The organism is Micromonospora sp. CCTCC AA 2012012 (genome assembly GCF_040499845.1).
Lineage (GTDB): Bacteria > Actinomycetota > Actinomycetes > Mycobacteriales > Micromonosporaceae > Micromonospora > Micromonospora mangrovi.
On record NZ_CP159342.1, the window covers coordinates 4,157,587 to 4,182,218 of the forward strand.

The window sequence follows — 24,632 nt, forward strand, 5'->3', positions numbered from 1 at the left end:
CAGTGGTACGGCCCGCAGCCGCCAAAGGTTCGACGGGTGCCACGCGCCACATCCCGTCCGACCGCTGGCCTGGGACGGACGACGCGGGGCGGCGCAGGGGTCGAGGGGCGGCGGGCGGGCCGGGACAGGCCCTACAGTGACGGCACCTCGTGATCTAGGAGCGTGCCGTGTCCGAGCCGCCGTCGGCGCCAGATAGTCCCCGGACCGCTGCGGCGGCCGGGCCGGGAAGCGGTACACCCGCCGACTTCCCGCCGCACCTGCTCGTCATGCCCGCAGTCGAGGGCGCACCGCCCGCCGTGGCGTGGCCCGGCCCGGAGGGGGAGCCCGCCTGGGCCATCCCGGTCAGCGTCCCGCCCGGCACCCGCGGATATGCGATCTTCATCCCGCTGGTGCCGGTCGCCGGGGACACGCCGTCGGCCGTCCCGATGATCCCCGCACAGCCGACCCTCGGCACCCGGGCGACGACCGTCGGCACCACCGGCACCGGGGCGGAGGCCTCCGCAGGCAGCGTCGATGCCGGACCGGGTGTTCCCGTCGGCACCGCCGACGCCGGGGCGGCGTCCGGCGACGCCGAGTCCGGCACGGCCACCGCGCCGGTGGTCCCCGCCGCCACCGGGTCCGCCGCAGCCGATCTCTCGCCGGCCGGGTCGACGGTCGATCCCACCGGAGCCACGACGGCCACTCCGTCGGAGGCGCCCGCGCCGACGGGTGGCACCCCCACGCCCACCCTCCCTGGTCCAGTTCTCCCGCCGGCGCAGGAGGTCGCAGCGCGGCAGCAGTCGGGTGTCCCGGGCCCCGCCCCGGCACCGCACCCGGGCCACCCCGCGGCGCCCCCCTACCCCGGCCCGGCGTGGGGTGGCCTCCCGCCCCAGTACCCGCAGCAGTGGGCACCGCGTCCACCGAAGCCCCGGACGTCGTTCCTCGGCGCGAAGTGGCCGGGTCCGAAACCGGCCACCGGACGGGCCACCCCCGCCGCGGTCCTCGCCGGGGCGCTGGGGATCGCGTTCTTCGTACCGCTGAGCCGGACCGGCATCGGCTGGTTCCTCGGCTGGCTCGTGCTGACCGCCGGCGTGCTCGTCGCGGTCCGCCGGCACACCGCCGACCTGCCCCGGGGCGAACGCCTGGTCCGCGGCGGCTGGGCGGTGGCGGCGCTGGCGCTGCTGGCCGTGCTGGCCTTCCGCAACGCCTGGTGGCTGGTCACGTTCTGCGTCCTCGGTGCGCTCGGCTGCACGGCCCTCGCCATCGTGGGCGGCCGACTCGTCCGGTCGATCCTGTTCAGCCTGGTGGCGACCCCGTTCGCCGCGTTCCGGGGGCTGCCCTGGGTACGCCGGCACCTGCGCGCCCCGGCCAACGCCGGCATGGTCGGGAGGGTGGCCGGGTCGGTGGTCGCCACCGTGCTGGTGCTGCTGGTCTTCGGCGCCCTGCTCTCCTCGGCCGACGCCGCCTTCTCGCAGGTGCTCGGCGCCATCGTGCCCGAGATCAGCGCCGGCGCGGTGTTCCGCGGCGTCTTCCTGGCGGCGGTGGGCGGACTGATCGCCGTGGCCGCCGTCTACACCCTGGCCGCGCCGCCCGAGCTGTCCGACGTCGACCGGCCGACCCGGCGCAGCCTGGGGCTGGTGGAGTGGGCCCCGCCCATCACCGCGCTGACCGCGCTCTTCGCCGGTTTCGTGGCGGTGCAGTTCACCGTGCTCTTCGGTGGGCAGCGGCACGTGCTGAAGACGGCCGGCCTCAGCTACGCCGAGTACGCGCGTAGCGGCTTCTGGCAGCTGCTCTTCGTCACCCTGCTGACCCTGGCCGTGCTGGGTGGGGTGAGCCGCTGGGCCCGGCGGGAACGCCCGGTCGAACGGAACCTGCTGCGCGTCCTGCTCGGCCTGCTCAGCGTGCTGAGCGTGGTGATCGTGGTTTCCGCGCTGGCCCGGATGTACACGTACCAGAAGGTCTACAGCTTCACCGGCGAGCGGATCTTCGTGATGGCGTTCGAGCTGCTGCTCGGCGCGGTGTTCCTGATGGTCCTGGCGGCCGGGATCCGGTGGCGGGGGCGGTGGATCCCCGGCACGACCGTGGGGCTGGCCGTGGTGATGCTGCTCAGCCTGGCCGTGCTCAACCCGGAGGACTACGCGGCGCGCCGCAACATCGTCCGGTACGAGCAGGCCGGCAAGATCGACGCCTGGTACCTGCGGGCGCTCTCCGCCGACGCCACGCCCGCCCTGACGAAGCTGCCCGACCCGGTCCGCCGCTGCACGGTGAGCTGGATCGCGAAGGACCTCAAGGAGTCCGACCCCTGGTACGCCTGGAACCTGGGCCGGTACCGGGCCCGGCAGGCCCTGGACCGGATCGGCAGGGACGCGATCGGCGGACCGAAGGACTGCCGCAAGGCCGACCAGTTCGACCTGCCCAAGATCCGGAGATGAGCCGGCCGGTGGGCCGGGCGTCGTACGTCGCCCGGCCCACCGGTCAGGCCCCGTCCACCGTGGCTGGCGCTGACCGCCGGCCGATGCGGAGGGCGAGGATCGCCATGTCGTCGGCGGCCGGGCCGTGCTGGAACGCGTCGACCCCGGCGCGGACGTACGCGACCAACCGCTCCGGGTCGTCGTGCGGCGCGCCACGCACCAGCTCCGCCAGGCGTTCCTGGCCGAAGAGCCCCGCCGGCCCGCGCGCCTCGATGACGCCGTCGGTGTAGAGCAGCACGGTGTCCCCCGCCGCCAGTGGCACCGTCCGCTGCTCGAGTCGCACCGTGGAGAAGGCTCCGATGAGCATCCCCGGCACGCTGACCACCTCGACGCTGCCGTCGGCCCGGCGCACCAGCGCGGCCGGGTGGCCCCCGGAGGCGAGGTCCAGCTCCGCTCCGTCGTCGTGCAGCCGCAACCGCCCGCAGGCCACGGTGAGGAACCGGTCGACGTCGGCGTCCTCCCACAGTCGGGTGTGCAGCCGCCGCAGCGCGGCAGCCGGCTCGGCCGTCGCGGCGGTGATCCGCAGGGTGTGCCGTGCGAGGCCGGTCACCGAGGCGGCGTCCACGCCCCGGCCGGCCACGTCGCCGACCACCAGCACCCATTCGCGGCCGGCGGAGCCGTCGACCGCGAAGACGTCGTAGAAGTCGCCGCCGACCTCGGCCGCGTCACCGGTGACGTAGACGGCCGCCAGCTCCACGCCGGGCACCTCCGGCAGCCGGGACGGCAGCAGGCTGCGTTGCAGGCGCAGGGCGGTGGTGTGTTCGCGTTCGTACAGTTGGGCGCGGGCGAGCGCCTGCCCGGCCAGACCGGCCAGCGTCTCCAGCAGGTTCTGCTGGTCGGCGTCGAACGCCTGCTCCGTCCGGTACGCGAAGGTGAGCATGCCGGCAGCCGTCCCCCGGCCGCGCATCGGCATCATCGCCCAGGCCGAATGAGCCGTGCGGGCCTGCGCCTCGGCGAGCTGCGGATAGCGGTGGAGCATCGCGCCCAGGTCCGGATAGAAGGCGGACCTGTCCGAGCGGTACGCCACCGCGATCGGATGGTCGGCGTCGCTGGGCAGGACGTGCCACTGCTCCGGGGGCTCCTGCCCGGTGGGCGCGAAGCGGAGCCGCCGGCCCCGGTCGTCGAGCAGGGCCACGGATGCCACGTTGGCCCCGGCGGCGAGGGCACCCGCGGTACCGACGACACAGGCCACCTCGGCGACGGACACCGCCTGGGACAGCGCTTCGGTGAACGCCTGCACCTGACGTGCCCGCCGTTCCTCCTGCCGCCGCCGGGTCACCTCGGTCACGAAGACCGCCACGGCAGCGGTCCGGCCCCCCGCGCCGGGTACGCCGAAGAAGCTGCTCAGCCAGGTCCGCGCCCCCATGACGATCTCCACGTCGCGGACCACGCCGGTCTCGGCGACCTCGCGCATCGCCGGCTCCACCTGGGGCGCCAGCGCGGGCAGGAGGTCGGGCAGGCGGCGGCCGAGATGGTCGGCGGCGGTCCGACCGTTCCACTCGGCGAGGGTCGGGTTGATCTTCAGGTAGCGCAGCTCGGTGTCGAGCAGGGCGACCCCGACCGGGGCGTTCTCCACCAGGGTGTCCAGCACGGTCAGCGTGCCGGCCCGCTCCGCGGTCAACTGCTCGACACCGAGGGTCTCCTCGTCGGTGACCTCCTCGAAGATCGCGGCGACGCCGACCGGGCCGGTGGGCGACGCGCCGAGGACCGGGTAGTAGTTGCCCCGCCAGCGCCGCTGCCCGGGCCGCCCGGGAGTCGGACCGACGATGTCGAGGTTCAGCAGCGGCTGGCCGCTTCGCACCACCCCGCGCAGTTGAGCGGCGAACGACTCCGGCAGGTCGGGCAGCACCTCCCGGAGGTGGCAACCGATGTGCTCCTCCGGGGTGCGGCCGTTGATCTCCGCGGCCCGCGGGTTGACCAGGGTGAAACGCAGGTCCCGGTCCAGCACGCTGACCCCGACCGGCAGGTGCAGCAGCACGGTGTCCAGCAGTGCCTGATCGATGCCCTGGGCACCCGCCCCCCGCGCCAGTTGCGCGACGGCCGACGCGGTGGGCAGCGGCACGGGGTCGTCGGGGGTGGGCCGGCGGGACCCGTGACGCAGGCCGGCCGCCCGGACCCGCTCGGCGGCGTACGTGGCCAACTCGACCGCGGTCTCGGTGGCACGCGGGGGCAGACCCTGCCGGTACCCGATGCTGATCGCGCCGATCACCACCGGCTCGCGACCGGGGTCGTGCTGCCAGAGCGGAGCGGTGACCAGCCCTTCGACGTCGGCGGTCGGGACGCTGGCGGTCGCCGGGAAACGGATCAGCCGCTCGCGGAAGGAGCCGGCCTCGACCAGCTCACCGGTCCGCGCCGACCGGGCGATCGCCACCGGCGCGCCCAACGGGAACCGGGACCAGGTCTCCGCCACCTCGGGTACCATGCCGGCCTGCCAGACCAGGTCGAGCTGCTCGCCGGCCTCGTCGAGGAGGACCAGCACCACCACTTCGGCCAGCGCCCGCCGCAGCACATCGGCGGGGAGCAACGCACCCGGACCCTCCGTGGAGATCCGCCCGATCCGACCTGGCACCCTGCTCCTTCCCTCGACGTCGGCAGAGGAGGCCGGCTGGCCTGGTAAGGACGGTACCGCCGGTACGGGCGCCGGGCGAGCCGCAGGAGGACCCACCCGTCGGTCCCGTCACAGCCGGGGAGCGGCCCCCGTGGCGCCCGTATGCCGGAACCTGACCGGTGCCGGGTCCGGCCGGTTCCGGAGCGGAGGGACGGACGGGTCGAAGGACGCGCGACGCCACTGGTGGCAGCAGACACAGCGCACATGAACCGTCACCCAGAGTCGCGAATCACCGATGAGCCTTCGGGTATCCGTTCACTCCCTCCGGAGCACCCGGCGGACGGGCGGAGACGACAGGAGGAACGATGAACCGGGACCAGCTGCGGGACGCGGTGGCGGCGGAGCGCCGGGAACAGGTGGAGCTGCTCGACGAGCTACGCCCCGAGCAGTGGGACGCGCCCACGTTGTGCGACGGCTGGCGGGTCCGGGAGGTGGTCGCGCACACCACCGTGCCGTTCCGCACCTCGCTCGGCCGTACGATGATCGACCTGGCGCGGGCGCGCGGCAGCATCAACCGGATGGCGGACCGGGTCGCGCGGCGCGACGCCGCGCGGCTGTCGGCGGAGCGGCTGCTCGCCTCGCTGCGGGAGAACCTCACCCACCCGTGGACACCGCTCGGCGGCGGCCCGCACGGGGCGCTGTCGCACCACGTGATCCACGGCCTCGACATCACGGTGGGTCTGGGGCTGGACCGCCGGGTCCCACCGGACCGGGTCGCCGTGGTGCTGGACGGGATGAGCCCGAAGAAGGTCTCGTTCTTCGGGGTGGACCTCACGGGTACGCGGCTGGAGGCGACCGACCTCGACTGGCAGCACGGTGAGGGCGTGCCGGTCCGGGGCCTCGCCCAGGACCTGCTGCTCGTGCTCTGCGGCCGCCGCCTGCCACCCGGACGACTCTCCGGCGAACCGGCGGCCCGCTTCTCGCGCCAGTCCGGTACGACGAAGGGCGCCCGTCATTTCTGACGAACGCCCTGTCTGAAGGGTGGAGCCGAGGGGACTCGAACCCCTGACCCCCACACTGCCAGTGTGGTGCGCTACCAGCTGCGCCACGGCCCCTTGCTGTCGTCCCCGGTCGCCCGGGCACGGAGAGAACTATACACACGCCCGCCGGCATGGTCATCTCGCGGGGGCCCCCGCGCCGGGGCGGGTCAGTTGAGGGCCACATCCGGCGGGAAGTGGGCGACGGCGGCCATCATGCCGCCCTGTCGGCGCAGCACCATCGGCCACAGGTCGTCCGGCCGGTCGACGAAGGCGTCGCCGGGGAGCGCGTCCAGGACGAACCAGGAGCCCTCCTCGATCTCCCGCTCCAACTGCCCCGCGCCCCAGCCGGAGTAGCCGGCGAAGACCCGGATCCCGCCGATGGCGTCGCGCAGCCGCTCCGGGTCGACCGAGAGGTCGATCGTGCCGACCGCGCCGGAGACCCGGTGAAAGCCCTTCAACGGCTTGATCGGGTGCCGCATCCGGGCCAGGCAGATGGCCGAGTCGGGCTGCACCGGGCCGCCCTCGAAGAGCACCGCGGGGTGGCGGGCCAGGTCGCTCCAGTCCCCCAGCACGTCGGCCACCGGCACCTCGGTGGCGCGGTTCAGCACCACGCCGAGCGCGCCGCCGGGCTCATGGGCGACCAGCAGGACGACCGTACGGTCGAAGTTGGGGTCCTTGAGCGCCGGAGTCGCGACCAGCAGTCGTCCGGTCATCGACTCCATGGCCCGACCACCGATCGCCTGTCCCTCCTGCATGTCGGACATTCGTCACCCGTGCACCGGGGCAGGGAACCCGACACCGTGGGCCGTCCGCGCTGTGAACGCCATGCCTGGCACCATAGCCTGCGCTCCGCATGGTGGCTAAGGTCTGACCGGCGGGTGATCGAACTGGATCGAGGGAGAGCCGAATGGGTCCAACGGCCGAGCTGGCAGTGATCGGTGGATCGGGGCTCTACGCCCTGCTCGACGGCGCCACGGAACACCAGGTGGAGACACCGTACGGGGCACCGTCGGACGCGATCACCATCGCCGAGCTGGGTGGCCGTCGGGTGGCCTTCCTGCCCCGGCACGGCCGGGACCACCGCTACCCGCCGCACCTGATCCCGTACCGGGCGAACCTGTGGGCGCTGCGGTCCCTCGGGGTGCGCCAGGTGCTCGCCCCGTGCGCGGTGGGCGGCCTGCGGCCGGAGCTGGGGCCGGGCACGTTCGTGGTGCCGGACCAGCTCATCGACCGGACCAGCGGGCGCGTCCAGACCTACTACGACCGGGGCGCGGTGCACGTCTCGTTCGCCGACCCGTACTGCCCGGCCGGGCGTCGTACGCTGCTGGCCGCCGCGGCCGGTCGGGACGTCCCGGCGGTCGACGGCGGGACCGTGGTGGTGGTCGAGGGGCCGCGCTTCTCGACCCGCGCCGAGTCCCGCTGGTTCACCGCGATCGGCGGGTCGGTGGTGAACATGACGGGCCACCCGGAGGCGGTGCTGGCCCGCGAGCTGGCCCTCTGCTACACGTCGATCGCGCTGGTCACCGACCTGGACGCGGGCGTGGAGAGCGGCGACGAGGTGACCCAGGAGGAGGTGTTCGCCGTCTTCGCGGAGAACACCGACCGGCTGCGCGGGGTACTGCTGGACGCGGTGACCGCCCTACCGACCGAGCGGGACTGCCCCTGCGGGAACGCGCTGGACGGGATCAAGCTGCCGTTTCCGCTGCCGTGACGACCGGGACCGGGGAAGCGCCCGAAAAGTCAGTCCCGCCCCGATAGATTCGGCTGGTCGGCACCGGCGGCGGACGGGGGCGGTCGGCGATGGCAACGGTCCGGGACACCACCTACGACCTGCTGCGTGACCTGGGCCTGACCACCGTCTTCGGCAACCCCGGGTCGACCGAGGAGCCCTTCCTCCAGGACTTCCCGGCCGACTTCCACTACGTGCACGCCCTGCACGAGGCGTCGGCGATGGCGATGGCCGACGGCTACGCCCAGGCCACCGGCCAGCCGGCGCACGTCAACCTGCACACCGCCCCGGGCGTGGGCAACGGCACGGGCAACCTGGTCACCGCCTGGCACAACCGGACGCCGCTGATCGTCACCGCCGGCCAGCAGACCCGCGAGATGCTGCTGATCGAGCCCCGGCTGACGAGCCGGCGGGCGGCGGAGCTGCCGCAGCCGTACGTGAAGTGGAGCCACGAGCCGGTCCGCGCGCAGGACGTCCCGGCGGCCTTCCTGCGGGCGTACGCGACGGCGGTGCAGCCCCCCGCCGGGCCGGTCTTCCTCTCCCTGCCGATGGACGACTGGGACCGCCCCGCCGACCCGCCGCCGCAGCGCCGGACGGTGGCGACCCGGTTCGCCCCGGACCCGGACCGGCTGCGCGACGTCGCCGACGTGCTGACGGCCGCCCGCTCGCCGGTGCTGGTGCTCGGTGCGGCGGTGGACCGGGCCGACGCCTGGCCGGCCGCGGTGGCGCTGGCCGAACGGCTGGCCGCCCCGGTCTGGTCCGCCCCGGCGCCGGAGCGGGCCGTCTTCCCCGAGGACCACCCGCAGTTCAGGGGCGTCCTGCCGTACGCGATCGGGCCGCTCGCGGCGGCGCTGCACGGCCACGACGTGGTGCTGGTGGTGGGCGCGCCGGTGTTCCGCTACTACCCGCACGTGCCGGGCGACCACCTGCCCGAGGGGGCGCGGCTGCTGCACGTCACCGACGACCCGGACGAGTCGGCCCGGGCCCCGGTCGGGGAGAGCCTGCTCGGCGACGCCGGGCTGGCGCTGACGGCGCTGGTGGCGCTCCTGCCGCCGACGGACCGGCCGGCACCGCCCGCCCGCCCGGAGCCGGATCCGCCGGAGCTGACCGACCCGCCGGGCGCCGACGCGCTCTTCGCCGCCCTGGCCCGGTACTGGCCGGCCGACGGGGTGCTGGTGCAGGAGTCACCGTCGAACCTCGCCGCGCTGCGCCGCCGGCTGCGGATCACCCGGCCCGGGTCGTACGTCACGATGGCCAGCGGCGGTCTGGGGTTCGGTCTGCCGGCGGCGGTGGGCATCGCCCTGGCCGAGCGGGACACCGGGCGCGGCCGGCCGGTGGTGGCGGTGATCGGCGACGGCTCGTTCCACTACTCGGTGCAGGCGCTCTGGACGGCCGCGCGGCTGCGGCTGCCGCTACCCGTGCTGGTGCCGGCCAACCAGCAGTACGCGATCCTCAAGGCGTTCGCCGAGCTGAAGCACACCCCCGGCGTCCCGGCCCTCGACCTGCCCGGGTTGGACATCACCGCCGTCGCCCGGGGCTACGGCTGCGCGGCGACCGTGCTGGACGACCTGGACCGGCTGGGTGAGGTGCTGAGCGCCGCGCTCGCCGCCGACCGACCGACGGTGCTGCCGGTGCCGATCAGCACCGAGGTGCCGCGGATCCTGTAGGGACTCAGCTCGCCCCGACGCGCAGCAGCGCGCCGGTGCGCACGTCGAGCACCGGGCGGGCGCCGAGCGGAGCCGTCAGCGTCACCGTGACGGGTTCGAGCTTGAGCTGGTCGGTGCAGACGCCCGTCGCGCGGGTCACCGCCGCGCCGACCACCACCACGTCGTCCCGCTCCCGGACCAGCGGGGTGACGCCGGTGTCGCAGGCGCCGACGCCGACCCGGTAGGTCAGCCGGGGGCCGTCCACCGGTGCGACCAGGTCCTGCGCGCCCACCACGCCGTCCGGAGCCGGCCCGGTCGGGGCCACCGGATCGGGTACGCCGGTGACCGCGCCCGCCGCCACCGCGAGGCGGGCGACCGGCGTGCTCAGCTCCTCGACGGTGAAGAGCCAGGCCGGCACCTCGGCCGTTCCCCGGCTGGTCCGCACCGGCGCGGTGCCCAGCTTCACCGCGGTGACGGTCAGCGGGATGCAGGCGGTCGCCGCCGCACTGGCGACGGGACCCTCCGGGCCCGGTTCGATCGTCGGTCCCCCCACCTTCGGCCGCCCCGGTCCCCCGGCCGGTTCCTTCGGCCGCCCGTCGCAGGGCGGCGGGTCCCCCAGGTCGAGCTGCGCGTAAGCCTCGGCGGCGCTGACCAACGGCACCGGCAGCGACCCCTCCGGGAAGCGGACCGTGCCGTCGGCGGGGCGGCTGGCGCTGATCTCGATCTGGTCCCGGTACCAGCCGGCCCGGAACGCCGTCTCGGTCTCCGGGGTGAAGCCGGGGTCCCCGGTCAGCACGGTGGCGTCCTGGAGCGGCACGTAGCCCGTGGTCCACCCGGGGCCGGGCCGCCAGCGGGCGGCGACCTCGGCGGCCTGCCGGTCGAAGGCCGACGAACCCTGGCCGGGCGTGCCGGTGCCGGACCCGGCCGCCCCCGAACCGGGTGCGGCACAGCCGGCGGCGAGCAGGAGGGGCAGGCCCAGCAGGGCGACGGTGCGACGCATGTCCGTTGGACGCGGCCCGCGTCCCGCCGGTTCCGGTCGGCTCAGGTCTCCCCGCCGAGGTCGGTCTGGTACGCCTCCCAGAGCAGGTCGGCGCCGCGCTGCCGGTGCCGGTCGAGGGCGAGCACCAGGTCGGCGACCCGGGCCCGCAGCTCCCCCGCCGGTACCCCGGACATCTCGACGGCCCGTTGGAGGGCACCGATCGCGACGGCGATGGCGGCGTGTTCCCGGGTCAGCAGGCGCACTCCCCGGTCCAGCCGCGGTGCCTGGCCGAGCAGTTCGGCATAGAGGCCGGCCGGTCCCTCGGTGAGCCGGACGTGGTCGGCGAAGCCCCGCTGGACGGGAACGAGTCGGACGATCACCCGTTCCCGCCAGCGGGGCTCGACCGCCGGCCCGGCGAGTACCCGCGTGAGCGCGTGCACGTCGCCGAGGAGGGTGGGCCGGGGTTGGTGCGCGAGGGGCGGTCGGCCCGTCGCGAGGACGGTGGACGGCTGCTGGATCGGACCGGTGACCATGGGCACCTCCCGCGCTGCTGCGTTTCCGCGTACAGCGATGGTGGACCTGGTGCGGGGCGCTGTCCAGGGGCCTGTGCCGCCTCATCTGCCCCATCTGACCCAGGCGTCCCGGCGGCCCCTACAGTCCCAGTGGCCTCTCGGCCATGGTGCGGAGCTGACCGGCCAGCGCGTGCGCGTCGGCGTGCCGGCCGTCGGTGGGGCGGCCCGCGGTGATCGCGTCGGCGAGGGCCCGCAGCTCGTACCCGGGCAGCGTGGCCAGTCCCATGCCCTGCAACGGGATGGTGACCCGTCGGCCACTGGCGGGGTCCCGGGCGACCACCGTGGGCACCCGGAGGACGGTCTGCTCGGCGGCCCGGTAGGGGACCGCCCCGGCGCTGACGTCGGCGGTCGCCAGGTCGACGGTACGGGTGACCAGCGCGCCCCGGACCGAGGCGCGGGTGCCGTCCAGCCAGGCGGCGGTCCGCAGGGTACGCAGCAGCAGATAGAGCCCGAGCAGCACGAACGGAAGCCCGCAGAGGCCGACCAGCCGCCCCGCGCCGAGACCGCCACCGCCGGAGGAGCCGTCGGTCAGCTCCGGTGGCAGCATGCCCGGCGGCACGTCGCGCGCGTCCTCGTACGAGGGGAACGGATCGCCGACGCCGGTGAGCCGGGCCAGCAACCGGTCGGCGACGATCGGCAGCAGCACGAAGACCGCGCCGAAGGCGGCGAAGAGCACGCCCACCACCGAGGCGAAGGCCCGCTGGCCGGGCCCGGCGCCGACCGACAGGCGCAGCTTCTCGTGGCTCACAGCCGGCAGCATACGGCGGGGCGACAACCGGGTACGCAGACGACTGTGCGCCCCGGTCCGGTGGACCGGGGCGCACAGTCAGGTGGTGGAGGTGCCGGGAATCGAACCCGGGTCCTTCGCCGGTTTGTCAGGGCTTCTCCGAGCGCAGCTCGCTATGCCTCTACTCGGCCCCACCGCTCACGCGAGCGAGTTGGTGTGACGGGCCCAGTCGCTGATTGATCTCGCCGCACGGACCCCGCGACCGGGTCCGGTTGGCCAGCCTTCTAGCTGATGCCGGCTAACTGGGTCGAAGGCGCTCCCAGGCCGACAGACTCACTACTCGCCTCAGGCGGCGAGAGCGAAGTCAGCGCGATTGTTCTTGGCGCTTATTGGTTTCCGACGAACGATTCTCGAGACGACGTCGGCTTCCTCGGCTCGCTTCCCCTGCCGCAACGTACGAAGTCGAAACCAGTCACCCCCTCGACAGGCCGCCATTCTCAGCGGCACTGACAAGCCTAACGCCTGCCGCAACGGGTTTCATCCCGAGGCCTCGGGTCGACGTGGCGACCCGGTCAAAGCAAGACAAATCAGTCGTCCATGCCCTTGCCGCGCCGGCCGGCGACCCGGGCGATCTCCCGGTCCGCGTCCCGCTTGGCCAGGTCCTGGCGCTTGTCGTACGACTTTTTGCCCTTGGCCAGGGCGATCTCCACCTTGGCCCAACCGTCCGAGAAGTAGACCTGCAACGGCACCATGGTCAGGCCGCCCTCGCGGGTCTTGCCGATCAGCTTGTCGATCTCCATCCGGTTGAGCAGCAGCTTCCGGGTCCGCCGGGGCTCGTGGTTGGTCCAGGTGCCCTGCGTGTACTCCGGGATGTGCATGCCGTGCAGATAGAGCTCACCGTTGCGCTCCTGGGCGAACGCGTCGACCAGCGACGCCCGCCCGGCCCGCAGCGACTTGACCTCGGTGCCGGTCAGCGCCATGCCCGCCTCGTACGTGTCGAGGATGGCGTAGTCGTGGCGCGCCTTCTTGTTGGAGGCGACCACCTTGCGCCCCTTCTCCCGTGGCATCGGTGCCACCCCCTTCCCACTGATCCACGGCACCGGTGACCCGGTTACCGGGGGATCATGCTACCCGGGCTCTCCCACCGGGCCCGCCGGAGCAGCCTCATACACAAGGGCCCTCCCGCGCCATTTATTTCGGCGTGGGAGGGCCCTCGGAGAGCCGCCCGGGGTGACTAGACCCGCAGGTAGAAGCGGAGGGTGATCCACGCGGTGGCCGCGCTGACCACGGCACCCACGCCCGCCATCAGCGGGAACATCAGGAAGATGTCGGACCAGGAGATCGGGGTGATCAGGCCCTCCAGCGCCGACAGGGACCCGCCGGCGGCGAAGACCTTGCCGACGGCCAGCGCCACCAGGGCGAGGATCGAGCCGATCAGACCGGCCACCACCGCCTCCAGCACGAACGGCGCCTGGATGAACCAGTTGGAGGCGCCGACCAGCTTCATGACCGCGACCTCGCGGCGCTTGCTGTAGGCGGCCACCTGGATGGTGTTGGCCACCAGGAGCAGCGCGGCGACCGCCATGAAGATCGCCAGAGCCAGCGCGAAGGTCTGGATGCCGGTGAGGACGCCGAAGACCTTGTCCAACAGCCGGCTCTGGTCGACGATCTCGTCGACGCCGGCCTCGCCCTTGTACTGGTTGAAGATGTCCTTGTACTGCTCCGGGTTGTTCAGCTTGAGCCGCAGCGACGGCGGCAGGCTGTCCGCCTTGACCGCGCTGATCAGGTCGGGCGCGTCCTGGAACATCTCCTGGAAGCGCTTGTACGCCTCCTGCTTGTCGACGTAGTCGACGTGCTTGACCAGCGGGTCGCTCTCCAGCTTGGTCTGCAGGGCCTGCCGGTCCGCGTCACTGACGTCGGTCTTGAGGAAGACCGAGACCTCGATGTTCTTGTAGTAGAGGTCCTTCATGTCGTCGACCTTCTGGTACAGCAGACCGCTGCCGCCCAGCATGAACAGGGACACCGCCATCGTGATGATCATGGCGATGGTCATCGTGACGTTGCGCCACAGTCCGACCAGTACCTCGGACAGGACGTATTTCACGCGCATCGGGAATTCCTCCGGCTCTCCGGCATGAGGTGTTCGTCGTCAGGGTCTACGGCGGCGCTCCGGGCTCAGCCGTACACGCCCCGGGCCTGGTCGCGCACGATGCGGCCGCTCTCGATCTCGACGACGCGGCGGCGCATCTGGTTCACGATGTTGGAGTCGTGCGTGACCATCACGACGGTCGTGCCGGTCCGGTTGATCCGGTCGAGCAGGCGCATGATCTCGATCGAGGTGTCCGGGTCCAGGTTTCCGGTGGGCTCGTCCGCCAGCAGGATCAGCGGACGGTTGACGAACGCCCGGGCCACGGCGACCCGCTGCTGCTCACCACCGGAGAGCTCGTGCGGGTAGCGGTGCTCCTTGCCACCGAGACCGACCAGCTCCAGCACCTCCGGCACGACCCGGCGGGCGACCGCCTTGGTCTTGCCGATCACCTCGAGTGCGAACGCCACGTTCTCGTAGGCGGTGCGGTTCGGCAGCAGCCGGAAGTCCTGGAACACGCAGCCGATGGAACGCCGGAAGTGGGGTCGCTTCCAGGACCTCATCGACGTGACGTCCTTGCTGTTCACGATGACCCGCCCCTTGTTGGGGGTGACCTCGTGCAGCAACAGCTTGATGATCGTGGACTTGCCGGAGCCGGATGGACCGATGAAGAAGACGAACTCGCCCTTCTCGATCGAGACGGACACGTTGTCGAGCGAAGGCCGGGACGCCTTCGGGTACGTCTTCGTCACTTGCTCAAGCTGAATCACGGGTCGAGAGTCTACGCGGTGTAACGGGAGAGCCAAGCCCCCCGCCCCCGTAGAGCGAGGCGCGTCATCTATTTAGCGCCTGACGTGGAGATCGATGACGCGCTCCGCCCACACGTGATCACGCAGCGTCGCCGGCCATCTGCTGCTGCTTGCGCCACCGGATGCCGGCCTCGATGAAACCGTCCAGGTCGCCGTCGAAGACCGCGGACGGATTGCCCGTCTCCTGCTCGGTACGCAGATCCTTCACCATCTGATACGGGTGCAGGACGTACGAGCGCATCTGCTCGCCCCAGGAGCCTGACCCCTCGGACTTGAAGCCCTTCAGCTTCTCCTCCTCCTCCTGGCGCTTGCGCTCCAGCAGCCGGGCCTGGAGGACCCGCATCGCCGACGCCTTGTTCTGCAGCTGCGACTTCTCGTTCTGGCAGGTGACCACGATGCCGGTGGGGATGTGGGTCAGCCGGACCGCCGAGTCGGTGGTGTTGACGCTCTGCCCGCCCGGCCCGGAGGAGCGGTAGACGTCCACCCGCACCTCGTTCTCCGGGATGTCGATGTGGTCGGTCTGCTCGACCACCGGCAGCACCTCGACCCCGGCGAAGCTGGTCTGCCGGCGGCCCTGGTTGTCGAACGGGCTGATCCGGACCAGCCGGTGGGTGCCCGACTCCACGCTCAGCGTGCCGAAGGCGTACGGCACCTTGACCGCGAAGGTGGCGGACTTCAGGCCGGCCTCCTCCGCGTACGAGGTCTCGTAGACCTCGGTCGGGTAGCCGTGCCGCTCCGCCCAGCGCAGGTACATCCGCAGCAGCATCTCGGCGAAGTCCGCCGCGTCCACGCCACCGGCCTGGGCCCGGATGGCGACCAGCGCCTCCCGGGAGTCGTACTCGCCGGAGAGCAGGGTGCGGACCTCCAGCTCCTGGACGGCCTTGGTCAGCCCGGTGATCTCCGACTCGACCTCGGTGAGCACCCCCGGGTCGGACTCGGCCTCGGCCAGCTCCAGCAGCACGCCGGCGTCGTCCAGCCGGGAGCGGAGGCTGCCGAGCTTGCTGATCTCGCCGTTGACGTACGACAGCTGCGAGGTCACCGCCTGCGCCTTGGCCTGGTCGTCCCAGAGATCCGGGGCGGAGGCCTCCTGCTCCAGTCGGGCCTTCTGCTCGCGCAGCTTGTCCAGGTCGAGCACGGCCTCGATGTTGCGCAGGGTGGCGTCGAGTTCCTTGAGCTGTTCGGCGTAATCGGCAGCGGTCACGACAGACAAGGGTACTTGGCCCGGCGGAGTTCGTTCACCTCAGCCGCCCGACCCGCCGCAGGCGATCAGCTGACCGGGGCGGTCTTGAGCCAGGACAGGGCGGCCCGGTGGTAGGCGACGGCGAACTCCAGGGCGGTGGCGTCGTACGCGTCGCCCTCCTTCTTGGCGTTCTTCACCTGCTCCCGCACCGCGGCCAGGGCCTCGGTGTGGTACTCGTTCGCCGAGGCGTACAGGTTCTTCAGCTGGCTCGCCGAGTGCAGGTTGCCGAAGGCGATCCGCAACGCGATCGGGTTGCGGATGGTGTCCCGGCCGGGGTTTTCGGCCAACCAGCGGGTGAATGTCCGTTTCCCCGCCGCCGTCAGCGCGTACGGCTGACTCATCCGCGGCCCGGGCTTGCCCAGCCGCACCAGGCCCTTCTCCGCCAGCACCGGAAGCTCGCGGTAGACCTGACTGCGCGTCATCGACCAGTACGGCGCCAGCCGCCGCTCAGCGGCGGCCATCAGCTGGCCGCCTGTCATCGGTCCGTCGTGCAGCAGGCCGAGCAGGGCCGCCGCCGTCGGGTTGACTCCGGATTCCGCCATGCCCTCTAAGCTGCCACTTTGCCGACGCGGCGTCCAGGAAATGCCGTTTTCGACACCCAACGGGATTTCCTATGTGCACTGTCGGCCGGCGACAGTCCGTCGGGGACCGCCGCCCGGGCCGCTCACGCGGAGGGGCCCCTCGTCGACAACCGTCTGTCAACAAGGGGCCCCTCGTCACACCCTCAGCCCATGTGGGGGTACGTGTGGTCGGTCGGCGGGACGAAGGTCTCCTTGATCGTCCGCGGCGACATCCAGCGGACCAGGTTGTGCCAGGAGCCCGCCTTGTCGTTGGTGCCGCTGGCCCGGGCGCCGCCGAACGGCTGCTGCCCGACCACCGCGCCGGTCGGCTTGTCGTTGATGTAGAAGTTGCCGGCGGCGTACCGCATCTTCTCGGCCACCGCCTCCACCACCCGACGGTCGGTCGCGAAGATCGACCCGGTCAGCGCGTACGGGGCGATCGACTCGGCCTGGGTGACCACGTCGTCGAAGCGGGCGTCGTCGAAGACGTGTACACCCAGGATCGGCCCGAAGTACTCAGTGGTGAACGTCTCGTGTGCCAGGTCGGCGCACTCGAAGAGGGTCGGCCGGACGAAGTATCCGACCGAGTCGTCGGCGGTGCCGCCGGCCAGGATCCGGCAGCTGTCGTCACCGGAGATCAGCTCCAGCGCGGCGGTGTGCCGGCCGAACGCCTTGTCGTCGATCACCGCGCCGCCGAAGTTGCTGAAGTCGGTGACGTCGCCGTACGTCAGCGAGTCGGCGGTGGCGGCCAGCCGGTCCCGCAGCCCGCCCTCCCACAGCGACCGCGGCACGTACGCCCGGGACGCGGCCGAGCACTTCTGGCCCTGGTACTCGTAGGCGCCCCGGATCAGCGCGGTGTGCAGGGCGTCCGCGTCGGCGCTGGGGTGCGCCACCACGAAGTCCTTGCCGCCGGTCTCGCCGACCAGCCGGGGGTAGCCCCGGTAGCCGGCGATGTTCTCGCCGACGGTCTTCCACAGGTGCTGGAAGACCTTGGTGGAGCCGGTGAAGTGGATGCCGGCCAGGTCGGGGTCGGCCAGCACGACGTCGGAGACCTCCTCGCCGCGCCCGGTGACCATGTTGATCACGCCCGGGGGCAGGCCGGCCGCCTCGAAGAGCCGCATGGTGAAGTGCGCGGCGAACTGCTGGGTGGGACCCGGCTTCCAGACCACGGTGTTGCCGAGCAGCGCCGGGGCCGACGGCAGGTTGCCGGCGATCGCGGTGAAGTTGAACGGGGTGACCGCATAGACGAAGCCCTCGAGCGGGCGGTGGTCGAACCGGTTCCACACCCCCGGCGAGGACATCGGCTGGGCTTCCAGCAGCTGCCGGGCGAAGTGCACGTTGAACCGGAGGAAGTCGATGAACTCGCAGGCCGCGTCGATCTCCGCCTGCACGGCGGTCTTGGACTGGCCGAGCATGGTGGCCGCGTTCAGGGTGTCCCGCCACGGGCCGGCGAGCAGCTCGGCGGCGCGCAGGAAGATCGCGGCCCGCTCCTCGAACGGCAGCGCACGCCACATCGGGGCGGCGTCCTTGGCGGCCTTGACCGCGGCGCGGGCGTCGTCGTGGGTGGCGTGGCCGGTGACACCGAGGACGTGCGCGTGCTTGTGCGGCTGGACCACGTCGATCGACTCGCCGCCGGCCATCCGCTGCTCACCGGCGATGGTCATCGGCAGCTCGATCCGGTCGGCGGCCAGCTCGGCCAGCCGCCGCTGGAGCCGCTCCCGGTCGGTGCTGCCCGGCTCGTAGGTGCGTACCGGCTCGTTGCGCGGCTCGGGTACGGAGAACACGGCGTCCATCACAGGCTCCTGTGCGATCTCGACAGCGGTGGCGAAACCGGACCCGCGGGGACCGACCGGACGGCCGGCCGCCGGACACCGCGCGGTGGACCGGTCGCGGCGGCGGGACCTGCGCCGATTCTTCCATGCGGCGGGCCCGTCCCCACCCGGCCCCGGCCGCCCCGCCCGGCGGGCGCGGCCCGACCGGCACGCACCGCCACACAACGGACCAACGGCCGCCGACCCTCCCGACCGATGAACCCGCGCCCGACGCCGCCCGGCTCCTACGATCCGTAACCCGACGGCGTCTCCCCGGGGGCCGCCCGACGTCGGCGGGCGGCGTGGCCGGCACGATCGCGGGGGCGGGCGGAGGCGGCGGGCGGGGCGCGGGGCCGGGACCGGGCGGCGCGTACCCTGGATGGCCGGTGACCTGCCCGCCCCGCGCCGATGGGGTCGGTGCCCGCGTCGAAGGGGAGACGATGAGCAACCAGCCCGGCAGCTCCACGGCTGCGGAGCCGGACCAGCCCGAGGTCGAGCCGGCCGAGCGGGCCGCACCGGCGGTCGAGGGCACCGGGGCGACCGGGTACGCGCCCGGAGCCGCACTGCTCGCGCTGCTCTCCGTCGGCTGGCTCGCCGCGATGCTCTGGTCGACCCGGGCCGCCATCTCCTCGGCCGCCGCCGGGGTCACCGCGATCAGCCTCTCCGCGTACGCGCTGCCCGGCGTCATCTCCGCCGCGCTCGTCACCGGCGCCGCCGTCGCCCTGGCCGTCACCAACCTGCTCGCCCGGCGCAGCGACCGGACCACCCTGCGCTTCCTCGCCGCCGTCGGCGCCGGCCTGCTGGTCGGCCTGGCCACGGCGGTCGCCATAAACCTGACGTACGCGGACAACGCGACCACCAACACCATCGCCGGTACGACGGCCGCCGCCGCGATCATCGGTGGCGCGGTGGCCGGGGCGCGCTCCGGCCGGGTGGTCGGTGCGATCGCCGCCGCCGCCCTGGCCACACTGGTCTTCGTGGTGGCGTTCAGCCGGGCCCGGGACCCGCTCTCGGACCTGTTCGGCGCGGGCGACAGCCAGGAGTCGGTGCTCACCGCCGCGAAGTGGGTCTCCCGGACCGAGTCGCTGCTCGCCGGGCTGATCGCCGGGCTGGTCGCCTTCGGCTACCTGACCTGGGCCCGCCGCCGGGCCGCCCGCCGGGACCCGGCCACCCCGGCGCTGCGCTGGCCGGCGTACCTGCTGGCGGGGGCGGGACCGGGGCTGCTCCTGCTGCTCACCGAGGTGATCATCCGGGTCGGCGGGCGCGGCCTGCTGGACCTGGCCGCCGCGCTGAGCGACGCGGACGCGGTCGCGCAGACCTCGCTGGGCACCTCGCGGGTGGACAACGGCATCTGGGTGCTCTTCGTCGGCGCGCTCACCACCCTGATCGCCTTCGGCCGGACGCTGGGCCCACGCGTCGAGGACGACCCGGAGCCGGTCGAGGAGACCGACGCCCGCTGACCCGCCGGTCCCCCAGCCGGTGCCGGGGTCAGGAAGCCTGACGCAGCAGCAGGTCCAGCTCGGAGGGGTCGTACCACTCCAACTCGTGGTCCTCGGCGCCGTCGACGGTGAACTGGGCGTCCGGGTCACCGGCCTGCGCCTCGACGACCACCTCGACGGCGGCCGTCACCTCGTCGACCGCCTCCGCCCCGTCGACGTGGATCGCGGCGACCGCGCGTACCGGCACCGACTCGGTGAGCCGGACCAGGCTCGACCCCAGCTCCCCGTCCACCCGCCCGACCGCCGTGGCCGGCAGGTCCACCGAGACCACCACCCGACGCCTCGGCGCGGACGGATCGGCCCGGAGCAGCAGCAGGGCGTCCTGGGCCGCCCGGGTGAAGGCGACGTACTCCAGCTCCTCCTCGTCGCCCTCGGCGTACCACTCGCGCAGGCTCGGGGTGACCGCGTGCGCCTCGGCGGCGGTCAGCCCCTGCTCGCGCAGCCGCGCCAGCATCGGGACGGTCGCCGGCACGTACACCCGGACAAGCTCGTCGGTCACCGGTGTCTCCCCCGCTCAGGCCCGGACCGGCCGACCGCCGGTCCCGGGCGCCGATCATGCCGTACGCCGAGACCGTCATACACCTCGCACCGGCTCCGCCGGAAGTTCCGCCCCGGTGTGTCCCCGCCCCGGTGGCCCGGCAGTGCTGGGCGCTGTCGGCTTCCGATGGCAAACTGAGGCAAACGACGTCAACCCCGGGAGTTCGCGTGGAACCCAGGTTCCTGCTCCTGTCCGACGTGGCCGCCGAGCTGAACGTGTCGGATTCGCAGGTCTACCACATGGTGCGCAGCGGTGAGCTGCCCGCCATCAAGATCGGCGGCCGGGGTCAGTGGCGCGTCGAGCGCGCCCGGCTGGAGGAGTACATCCAGCAGAAGTATGCGGAGACCGCCGAGTGGGTGCGGGGCAACCCGCTCTCCGACCGCGACACCGAGTGACCACCTGAACCCGGTACGCCATTGACGACCGGCACTGCGATACCCGAAACTTGGAATCAGTCGGAGGCAAACGAAGGCAAACGCAAGGAACAGGGGTTGAGGATGGTCGACACCCGCCGCCCGCCGGCACCGCGTCCCCCGGTCCGGCTGCGCCCCGCACCCCCGATCGACCCGCCCTTCGTGGACGAGGACGACGCCTGGTTCCGGCCGAACGCCGACCAGCTCACCCTCGACCTGTTCGACCCGCGCCGGCGCGACCCCGGTCGACCGGTCGGACGCGATCCCGGCCGCCCCGCCTGGCACGAGTCCCTCCGCTCCGCCGGGCGTCACCCGGAACTCCGGCCGACCCCCGCCGGGCCGGGCCGACACCCGGCCGCCACCCCACCACCGGCCGCCCGGGCCACCGCCACCCCGGAGGCGGCCCGGGCCGCCCACCGCTTCACCCGCACCTGCCTGGAGATCCTCAACGGTTACCGGCCGCCGGGGCAGCTCCGGCCGCTCACCGATCCGGGCAACGTGACCGAGGTGGCCGCCGAACTGGCCCGTGCCGCCCGCCGCGTCGGCCCGGTACGCCGCCGCGCCACCCGCCCCAGCGTGCAACTGCGCCGGCTGCGGGTCTGCGAACCCCGTACCGGGGCGGTGGAAGCCGCCGTCGTGCTCAGCGCCACCGGCGGTGGCACCTGGGCGATGGCCCTGCGGCTCGAACACCGGCGGGGCAGCTGGCTCTGCACCACCCTCCAGGTCCTCTGAACCCGCCCACCGGCCGGCACCCCGTCGGCGCGACCCGGCGACTCCGACCCGCCGCCATGTCGGCGACCTGGCCAGCTCCAGGTCGCTGCCCGGCCGCGACGTCGGCGGCGTGGGGTCGGGTCCACGGGCCACGGGAACGCGGACGGGCCCCGGCCGGGTGGCCGGGGCCCGTCGCGTACGCGGGTGGTGTCGGTCAGGCGCCGTTGTTCGGGGCGCCGTGGCAGCGCTTGTACTTCCGGCCGGAGCCGCACGGGCAGGGCGCGTTGCGGGACGGGCCCTCCGCGCTGCCGTCGACCTGACCCGGAGCCGCCCGACGGGCGGTGCTGGCGGCAACCGCCTGACCGCTCATGCCCGCCGCGGCGGGACGACGCGGGGCCGACGGCCGGGTCGGGGCGGCCGGCCGCTCCGGCGACCCGGACCGGCCCAGGCCCAGGGCCGGCGCCTGCTCCTCCGGCCGCTCCACGGCCACCGCACCGGCGCCCGCCTCCCCGTCGATGGTGGGGGCGGAGTATTGCAGGCCCTGCTGCTGCGGGTGCTGGTTGAGGCCCTTGGCGCGGATCTCGACCGGCTTCTCCAGCAGCTGCACCTCCTCGGCCTCCGGCTCGGGCTCCTCGACCTGGACCTCCAGGTTGTAGAGGAAGCCGACCGTCTCCTCCTTGATGCCGTCCATCATGGTGGCGAACATGTCGAAGCCCTCGCGCTGGTATTCGATCACCGGGTCGCGCTGGGCGTACGCCCGCAGGTTGATGCCCTCCTGCAGGTAGTCCATCTCGTAGAGGTGCTCGCGCCACTTGCGGTCGATGACCTGGAGCAGCACCATCCGCTCGAGCTGGCGGACCGCCTCCTCGCCGAGGGTCTCCTCACGCCGGTCGTACGCGGCGTGCGCGTCCTCCTTGAGGCGGGCGAGCAGGAAGTCCTGGTCGATGCCGGCCCGGGAGCCGACCTCCTCCTCCAGCTCGTCGATGGTGATGCCCACCGGGTAGAGCTGCTTGAGGCTGGCCCAGAGCTGCTCCAGGTCCCAGTCCTCGGCGTAGCCGTCGCTGGTGGCCCCCACCACGTACGCGCCGACCACGTCGTCGATCATGTTGCGGACCTGGTCGGAGAGGTCCTCGCCGTTGAGCACCCGGAGGCGCTCGGCGTAGATGACCTGGCGCTGCTTGTTGAGCACCTCGTCGTACTTGAGGACGTTCTTGCGGATCTCGGCGTTCTGGCCCTCGATCTGCGCCTGCGCGCTCTTGATCTGCCGGGTGACCATCTTCGACTCGATCGGCACGTCCTCCGGGATGTTGAAGCGGTCCATCACCGCCTCGACCGCACCGGCCCGGAACCGCTTCATCAGCTCGTCCTGGAGGGAGAGGTAGAAGCGGGACTCGCCCGGGTCACCCTGCCTGCCGGCCCGACCCCGCAGCTGGTTGTCGATCCGGCGGGACTCGTGCCGCTCGGTGCCCAGCACGTAGAGGCCACCGGCGGCGGCCACCTCCTCGGCCTCGACGTCGCAGGCCTGCTTCCAGGTGGGCAGGACCTCCTCCATCGCCTTGGCGTACTCCTCCGGCTGCTCGACCGGGTCGAGGCCGCGCTGACGCAGCTCGTTCGCGGCGAGGAACTCGGCGTTGCCGCCGAGCAGGATGTCCGTACCCCGGCCGGCCATGTTGGTGGCGACGGTGACCGCGCCCTTGCGCCCGGCCTGGGCGACGATCTCCGCCTCCTTGGCGTGGAACTTGGCGTTCAGCACGGAGTGCGGGATGCCGCGGCGGCGCAGCAGCGTGGAGAGGATCTCCGAGTTCTCCACCGAGACGGTGCCGACGAGCACCGGCTGACCGGCCTGGTGCCGCTCGGCGATGTCCTCGATGACGGCGTTGAACTTGGCCTTCTCGGTCTTGTAGATCACGTCGGCCCGGTCGAGGCGGACCATCGGCCGGTGCGTCGGGATGGTCACGACGCCGACCTTGTAGACCTTGTTGAACTCGCCCGCCTCGGTCTGGGCGGTACCGGTCATGCCGGAGAGCTTCTCGTAGAGGCGGAAGTAGTTCTGGAGGGTGATGGTGGCCAGGGTCTGGTTCTCCTGCTTGATCTCCACCCCCTCCTTGGCCTCGATCGCCTGGTGCATGCCCTCGTTGTAGCGACGGCCGTGCAGGATGCGGCCGGTGAACTCGTCGACGATCAGGACCTCACCGTCGCTGACGATGTAGTCCTTGTCGCGCTTGTAGAGCTCCTTGGCCTTGATCGCGTTGTTGAGGTAGCCGACCAGCGGGGTGTTCACCGACTCGTAGAGGTTGTCGATGCCGAGCCGGTCCTCGACCTTGGCCACACCCCGCTCGGTGATGGCGATGGTCCGCTTGGAGTGGTCGACCTCGTAGTCGCCCTCGCCGTCGGTGCCCGGCTGGAGGCGGGCCACCACGCCGGCGAACTCCTGGTACCACCGGGCGGAGTGCTCGGCCGGGCCGGAGATGATCAGCGGGGTGCGGGCCTCGTCGATGAGGATCGAGTCCACCTCGTCGACCACGGCGAAGCCGTGACCGCGCTGGACCAGCTCGTCCCGCGACCAGGCCATGTTGTCGCGCAGGTAGTCGAAGCCGAACTCGTTGTTCGTGCCGTAGGTGATGTCGCACTCGTACGCCGCGCGGTGCTCGCTGGCCGGCCGGTTCGGCAGGACCACGCCGACGGTCAGGCCGAGGAACTCGTGCACCCGACCCATCCAGGCGGCGTCCCGCTGGGCCAGGTAGTCGTTCACCGTGACCACGTGCACGCCCTTGCCGGAGAGCGCGTTGAGGTAGACCGCCATGACCGAGGTCAGGGTCTTGCCCTCACCGGTCTTCATCTCGGCGATGTTGCCGAAGTGCAGCGCCGCCCCGCCCATCACCTGGACGTCGTAGGGCCGCTGGCCGAGCACCCGGGCCGCCGCCTCGCGCACCGTGGCGAACGCCTCCGGCAGCAGGTCGTCGAGGGTCTCCCCGTCGGCGAGCCGCTCCTTGTACTGGGCGGTCAGGCCCCGCAGCTCGTCGTCGGTGAGGTTGACGTAGTCGTCCTCGATCGAGTTGACGGCGGCGGCGATGGCCTTGAGCCGACGCACCATGCGGCCCTCGCCCGCGCGAAGGACCTTTTCCAGAATCGACACGGATCAACGCTCCCCTAGACAGTCTCGAACCATCGTAGGCGCTCCGATGCGGCGATGGTCACTGGTGGCGGCGGTCCGGGGCAGCGAAACCGACATAACTCGCGAGCCACGCGCCGGCCGGCGGTTATCCGGTTACGC

The 24,632-nt window shown here is 72.7% G+C and carries 20 protein-coding genes, 1 tRNA gene and 1 other RNA gene; 7 read left to right on the forward strand and 15 right to left on the reverse strand.

Annotated elements, in window-relative coordinates; all coding sequences use genetic code 11:
• The first annotated feature begins 167 nt into the window (after nt 1-167).
• Entirely contained in the window at nt 168-2,411 is a 2,244-nt protein-coding gene (locus ABUL08_RS18265; protein ID WP_350931134.1) for a DUF4153 domain-containing protein, read from the forward strand.
• Nucleotides 2,412-2,454: 43 nt separating this feature from the next.
• On the opposite strand, the gene ABUL08_RS18270 is transcribed toward ABUL08_RS18265, so the two are convergent.
• Nucleotides 2,455-5,019: a SpoIIE family protein phosphatase gene (locus ABUL08_RS18270; RefSeq protein ID WP_350931135.1), complete on the reverse strand. Its 2,565-nt coding sequence runs from the start codon at nt 5,017-5,019 to the stop codon at nt 2,455-2,457.
• Between the two features lie 344 nt (nt 5,020-5,363).
• Between ABUL08_RS18270 and ABUL08_RS18275 the strand changes: the two genes are divergently transcribed.
• Nucleotides 5,364-6,020: a maleylpyruvate isomerase family mycothiol-dependent enzyme gene (locus tag ABUL08_RS18275; protein WP_350931136.1), complete on the forward strand. Its 657-nt coding sequence runs from the start codon at nt 5,364-5,366 to the stop codon at nt 6,018-6,020.
• Between the two features lie 20 nt (nt 6,021-6,040).
• On the opposite strand, the gene ABUL08_RS18280 is transcribed toward ABUL08_RS18275, so the two are convergent.
• Nucleotides 6,041-6,113 (reverse strand) — tRNA-Ala (locus tag ABUL08_RS18280).
• 92 nt (nt 6,114-6,205) lie between these two features.
• Nucleotides 6,206-6,802: a YqgE/AlgH family protein gene (locus tag ABUL08_RS18285; RefSeq protein WP_377522311.1), complete on the reverse strand. Its 597-nt coding sequence runs from the start codon at nt 6,800-6,802 to the stop codon at nt 6,206-6,208.
• A gap of 143 nt (nt 6,803-6,945) precedes the next feature.
• Between ABUL08_RS18285 and ABUL08_RS18290 the strand changes: the two genes are divergently transcribed.
• On the forward strand, nt 6,946-7,749 hold the full coding sequence (locus ABUL08_RS18290) for an S-methyl-5'-thioadenosine phosphorylase (RefSeq protein WP_350931137.1): 804 nt from the start codon (nt 6,946-6,948) through the stop codon (nt 7,747-7,749).
• A gap of 89 nt (nt 7,750-7,838) precedes the next feature.
• The gene (gene mdlC / locus ABUL08_RS18295; protein ID WP_350931138.1) at nt 7,839-9,434 is read left to right on the forward strand and encodes a benzoylformate decarboxylase; all 1,596 of its coding nucleotides are present in this window, start codon (nt 7,839-7,841) and stop codon (nt 9,432-9,434) included.
• Nucleotides 9,435-9,438: 4 nt separating this feature from the next.
• On the opposite strand, the gene ABUL08_RS18300 is transcribed toward mdlC, so the two are convergent.
• The 10 genes from ABUL08_RS18300 to pruA form a co-directional block, all read right to left on the reverse strand.
• A complete protein-coding gene (locus ABUL08_RS18300) occupies nt 9,439-10,413 on the reverse strand; it encodes a hypothetical protein (protein WP_350931139.1) in 975 nt (324 codons plus the stop codon).
• A 41-nt stretch (nt 10,414-10,454) separates the two neighbouring features.
• Nucleotides 10,455-10,925: a hypothetical protein gene (locus ABUL08_RS18305; protein ID WP_350931140.1), complete on the reverse strand. Its 471-nt coding sequence runs from the start codon at nt 10,923-10,925 to the stop codon at nt 10,455-10,457.
• A 118-nt stretch (nt 10,926-11,043) separates the two neighbouring features.
• Nucleotides 11,044-11,712, reverse strand: a complete 669-nt coding sequence (locus tag ABUL08_RS18310) for a hypothetical protein (protein ID WP_350931141.1) — start codon at nt 11,710-11,712, stop codon at nt 11,044-11,046.
• An 83-nt stretch (nt 11,713-11,795) separates the two neighbouring features.
• Nucleotides 11,796-12,171, reverse strand: a transfer-messenger RNA (tmRNA) gene (ssrA, locus tag ABUL08_RS18315).
• 107 nt (nt 12,172-12,278) lie between these two features.
• Nucleotides 12,279-12,758 carry an SsrA-binding protein SmpB gene (gene smpB / locus ABUL08_RS18320; RefSeq protein WP_242797090.1) on the reverse strand — a complete coding sequence of 160 codons (480 nt, stop codon included), beginning with the start codon at nt 12,756-12,758 and terminating at the stop codon, nt 12,279-12,281.
• Nucleotides 12,759-12,925: 167 nt separating this feature from the next.
• Complete coding sequence (ftsX, locus tag ABUL08_RS18325) at nt 12,926-13,801, reverse strand: permease-like cell division protein FtsX (RefSeq protein ID WP_350931142.1); 876 nt, start codon at nt 13,799-13,801, stop codon at nt 12,926-12,928.
• 65 nt (nt 13,802-13,866) lie between these two features.
• Nucleotides 13,867-14,547 (reverse strand): cell division ATP-binding protein FtsE, encoded by a 681-nt coding sequence (gene ftsE / locus ABUL08_RS18330; RefSeq protein ID WP_043962078.1) that lies wholly within the window; start codon nt 14,545-14,547, stop codon nt 13,867-13,869.
• 118 nt (nt 14,548-14,665) lie between these two features.
• On the reverse strand, nt 14,666-15,787 hold the full coding sequence (prfB, locus tag ABUL08_RS18335) for a peptide chain release factor 2 (RefSeq protein WP_350931143.1): 1,122 nt from the start codon (nt 15,785-15,787) through the stop codon (nt 14,666-14,668).
• A 65-nt stretch (nt 15,788-15,852) separates the two neighbouring features.
• The gene (locus tag ABUL08_RS18340; protein ID WP_350931144.1) at nt 15,853-16,368 is read right to left on the reverse strand and encodes a PadR family transcriptional regulator; all 516 of its coding nucleotides are present in this window, start codon (nt 16,366-16,368) and stop codon (nt 15,853-15,855) included.
• 182 nt (nt 16,369-16,550) lie between these two features.
• Nucleotides 16,551-18,179, reverse strand: coding sequence for an L-glutamate gamma-semialdehyde dehydrogenase (gene pruA, locus ABUL08_RS18345; protein WP_350931145.1), 1,629 nt, complete (start codon nt 18,177-18,179; stop codon nt 16,551-16,553).
• Between the two features lie 458 nt (nt 18,180-18,637).
• On the opposite strand from pruA, the gene ABUL08_RS18350 reads away from it, so the two are divergent.
• Nucleotides 18,638-19,657 carry a hypothetical protein gene (locus ABUL08_RS18350; protein WP_350931146.1) on the forward strand — a complete coding sequence of 340 codons (1,020 nt, stop codon included), beginning with the start codon at nt 18,638-18,640 and terminating at the stop codon, nt 19,655-19,657.
• A gap of 28 nt (nt 19,658-19,685) precedes the next feature.
• Here ABUL08_RS18350 and ABUL08_RS18355 read toward each other — a convergent pair whose 3' ends face one another.
• Complete coding sequence (locus ABUL08_RS18355; protein WP_350931147.1) at nt 19,686-20,195, reverse strand: DUF6912 family protein; 510 nt, start codon at nt 20,193-20,195, stop codon at nt 19,686-19,688.
• Between the two features lie 206 nt (nt 20,196-20,401).
• On the opposite strand from ABUL08_RS18355, the gene ABUL08_RS18360 reads away from it, so the two are divergent.
• Both ABUL08_RS18360 and ABUL08_RS18365 read left to right on the forward strand, forming a co-directional pair.
• The gene (locus ABUL08_RS18360) at nt 20,402-20,629 is read left to right on the forward strand and encodes a helix-turn-helix transcriptional regulator (protein WP_091338957.1); all 228 of its coding nucleotides are present in this window, start codon (nt 20,402-20,404) and stop codon (nt 20,627-20,629) included.
• A 102-nt stretch (nt 20,630-20,731) separates the two neighbouring features.
• Entirely contained in the window at nt 20,732-21,379 is a 648-nt protein-coding gene (locus ABUL08_RS18365; RefSeq protein ID WP_350938695.1) for an Rv3235 family protein, read from the forward strand.
• A gap of 193 nt (nt 21,380-21,572) precedes the next feature.
• Here the strand turns inward: ABUL08_RS18365 and secA are convergent, their stop codons facing one another.
• Nucleotides 21,573-24,494: a preprotein translocase subunit SecA gene (gene secA, locus ABUL08_RS18370; protein ID WP_350931148.1), complete on the reverse strand. Its 2,922-nt coding sequence runs from the start codon at nt 24,492-24,494 to the stop codon at nt 21,573-21,575.
• Nucleotides 24,495-24,632 lie beyond the last annotated feature (138 nt).

What these genes read in the sequence shown, in the direction of transcription:
- ftsX (WP_350931142.1), bottom strand. Translation starts at nt 13,801, where the DNA reads ATGCGCGTGAAATACGTCCTGTCCGAGGTACTGGTCGGACTGTGGCGC.
- mdlC (WP_350931138.1), top strand. Translation starts at nt 7,839, where the DNA reads ATGGCAACGGTCCGGGACACCACCTACGACCTGCTGCGTGACCTGGGC.
- pruA (WP_350931145.1), bottom strand. Translation starts at nt 18,179, where the DNA reads ATGGACGCCGTGTTCTCCGTACCCGAGCCGCGCAACGAGCCGGTACGC.
- ABUL08_RS18275 (WP_350931136.1), top strand. Translation starts at nt 5,364, where the DNA reads ATGAACCGGGACCAGCTGCGGGACGCGGTGGCGGCGGAGCGCCGGGAA.
- ABUL08_RS18285 (WP_377522311.1), bottom strand. Translation starts at nt 6,802, where the DNA reads ATGTCCGACATGCAGGAGGGACAGGCGATCGGTGGTCGGGCCATGGAG.
- ABUL08_RS18365 (WP_350938695.1), top strand. Translation starts at nt 20,732, where the DNA reads ATGGTCGACACCCGCCGCCCGCCGGCACCGCGTCCCCCGGTCCGGCTG.
- ABUL08_RS18300 (WP_350931139.1), bottom strand. Translation starts at nt 10,413, where the DNA reads ATGCGTCGCACCGTCGCCCTGCTGGGCCTGCCCCTCCTGCTCGCCGCC.
- ABUL08_RS18350 (WP_350931146.1), top strand. Translation starts at nt 18,638, where the DNA reads ATGAGCAACCAGCCCGGCAGCTCCACGGCTGCGGAGCCGGACCAGCCC.
- ABUL08_RS18290 (WP_350931137.1), top strand. Translation starts at nt 6,946, where the DNA reads ATGGGTCCAACGGCCGAGCTGGCAGTGATCGGTGGATCGGGGCTCTAC.
- ABUL08_RS18305 (WP_350931140.1), bottom strand. Translation starts at nt 10,925, where the DNA reads ATGGTCACCGGTCCGATCCAGCAGCCGTCCACCGTCCTCGCGACGGGC.
- ABUL08_RS18340 (WP_350931144.1), bottom strand. Translation starts at nt 16,368, where the DNA reads ATGGCGGAATCCGGAGTCAACCCGACGGCGGCGGCCCTGCTCGGCCTG.
- smpB (WP_242797090.1), bottom strand. Translation starts at nt 12,758, where the DNA reads ATGCCACGGGAGAAGGGGCGCAAGGTGGTCGCCTCCAACAAGAAGGCG.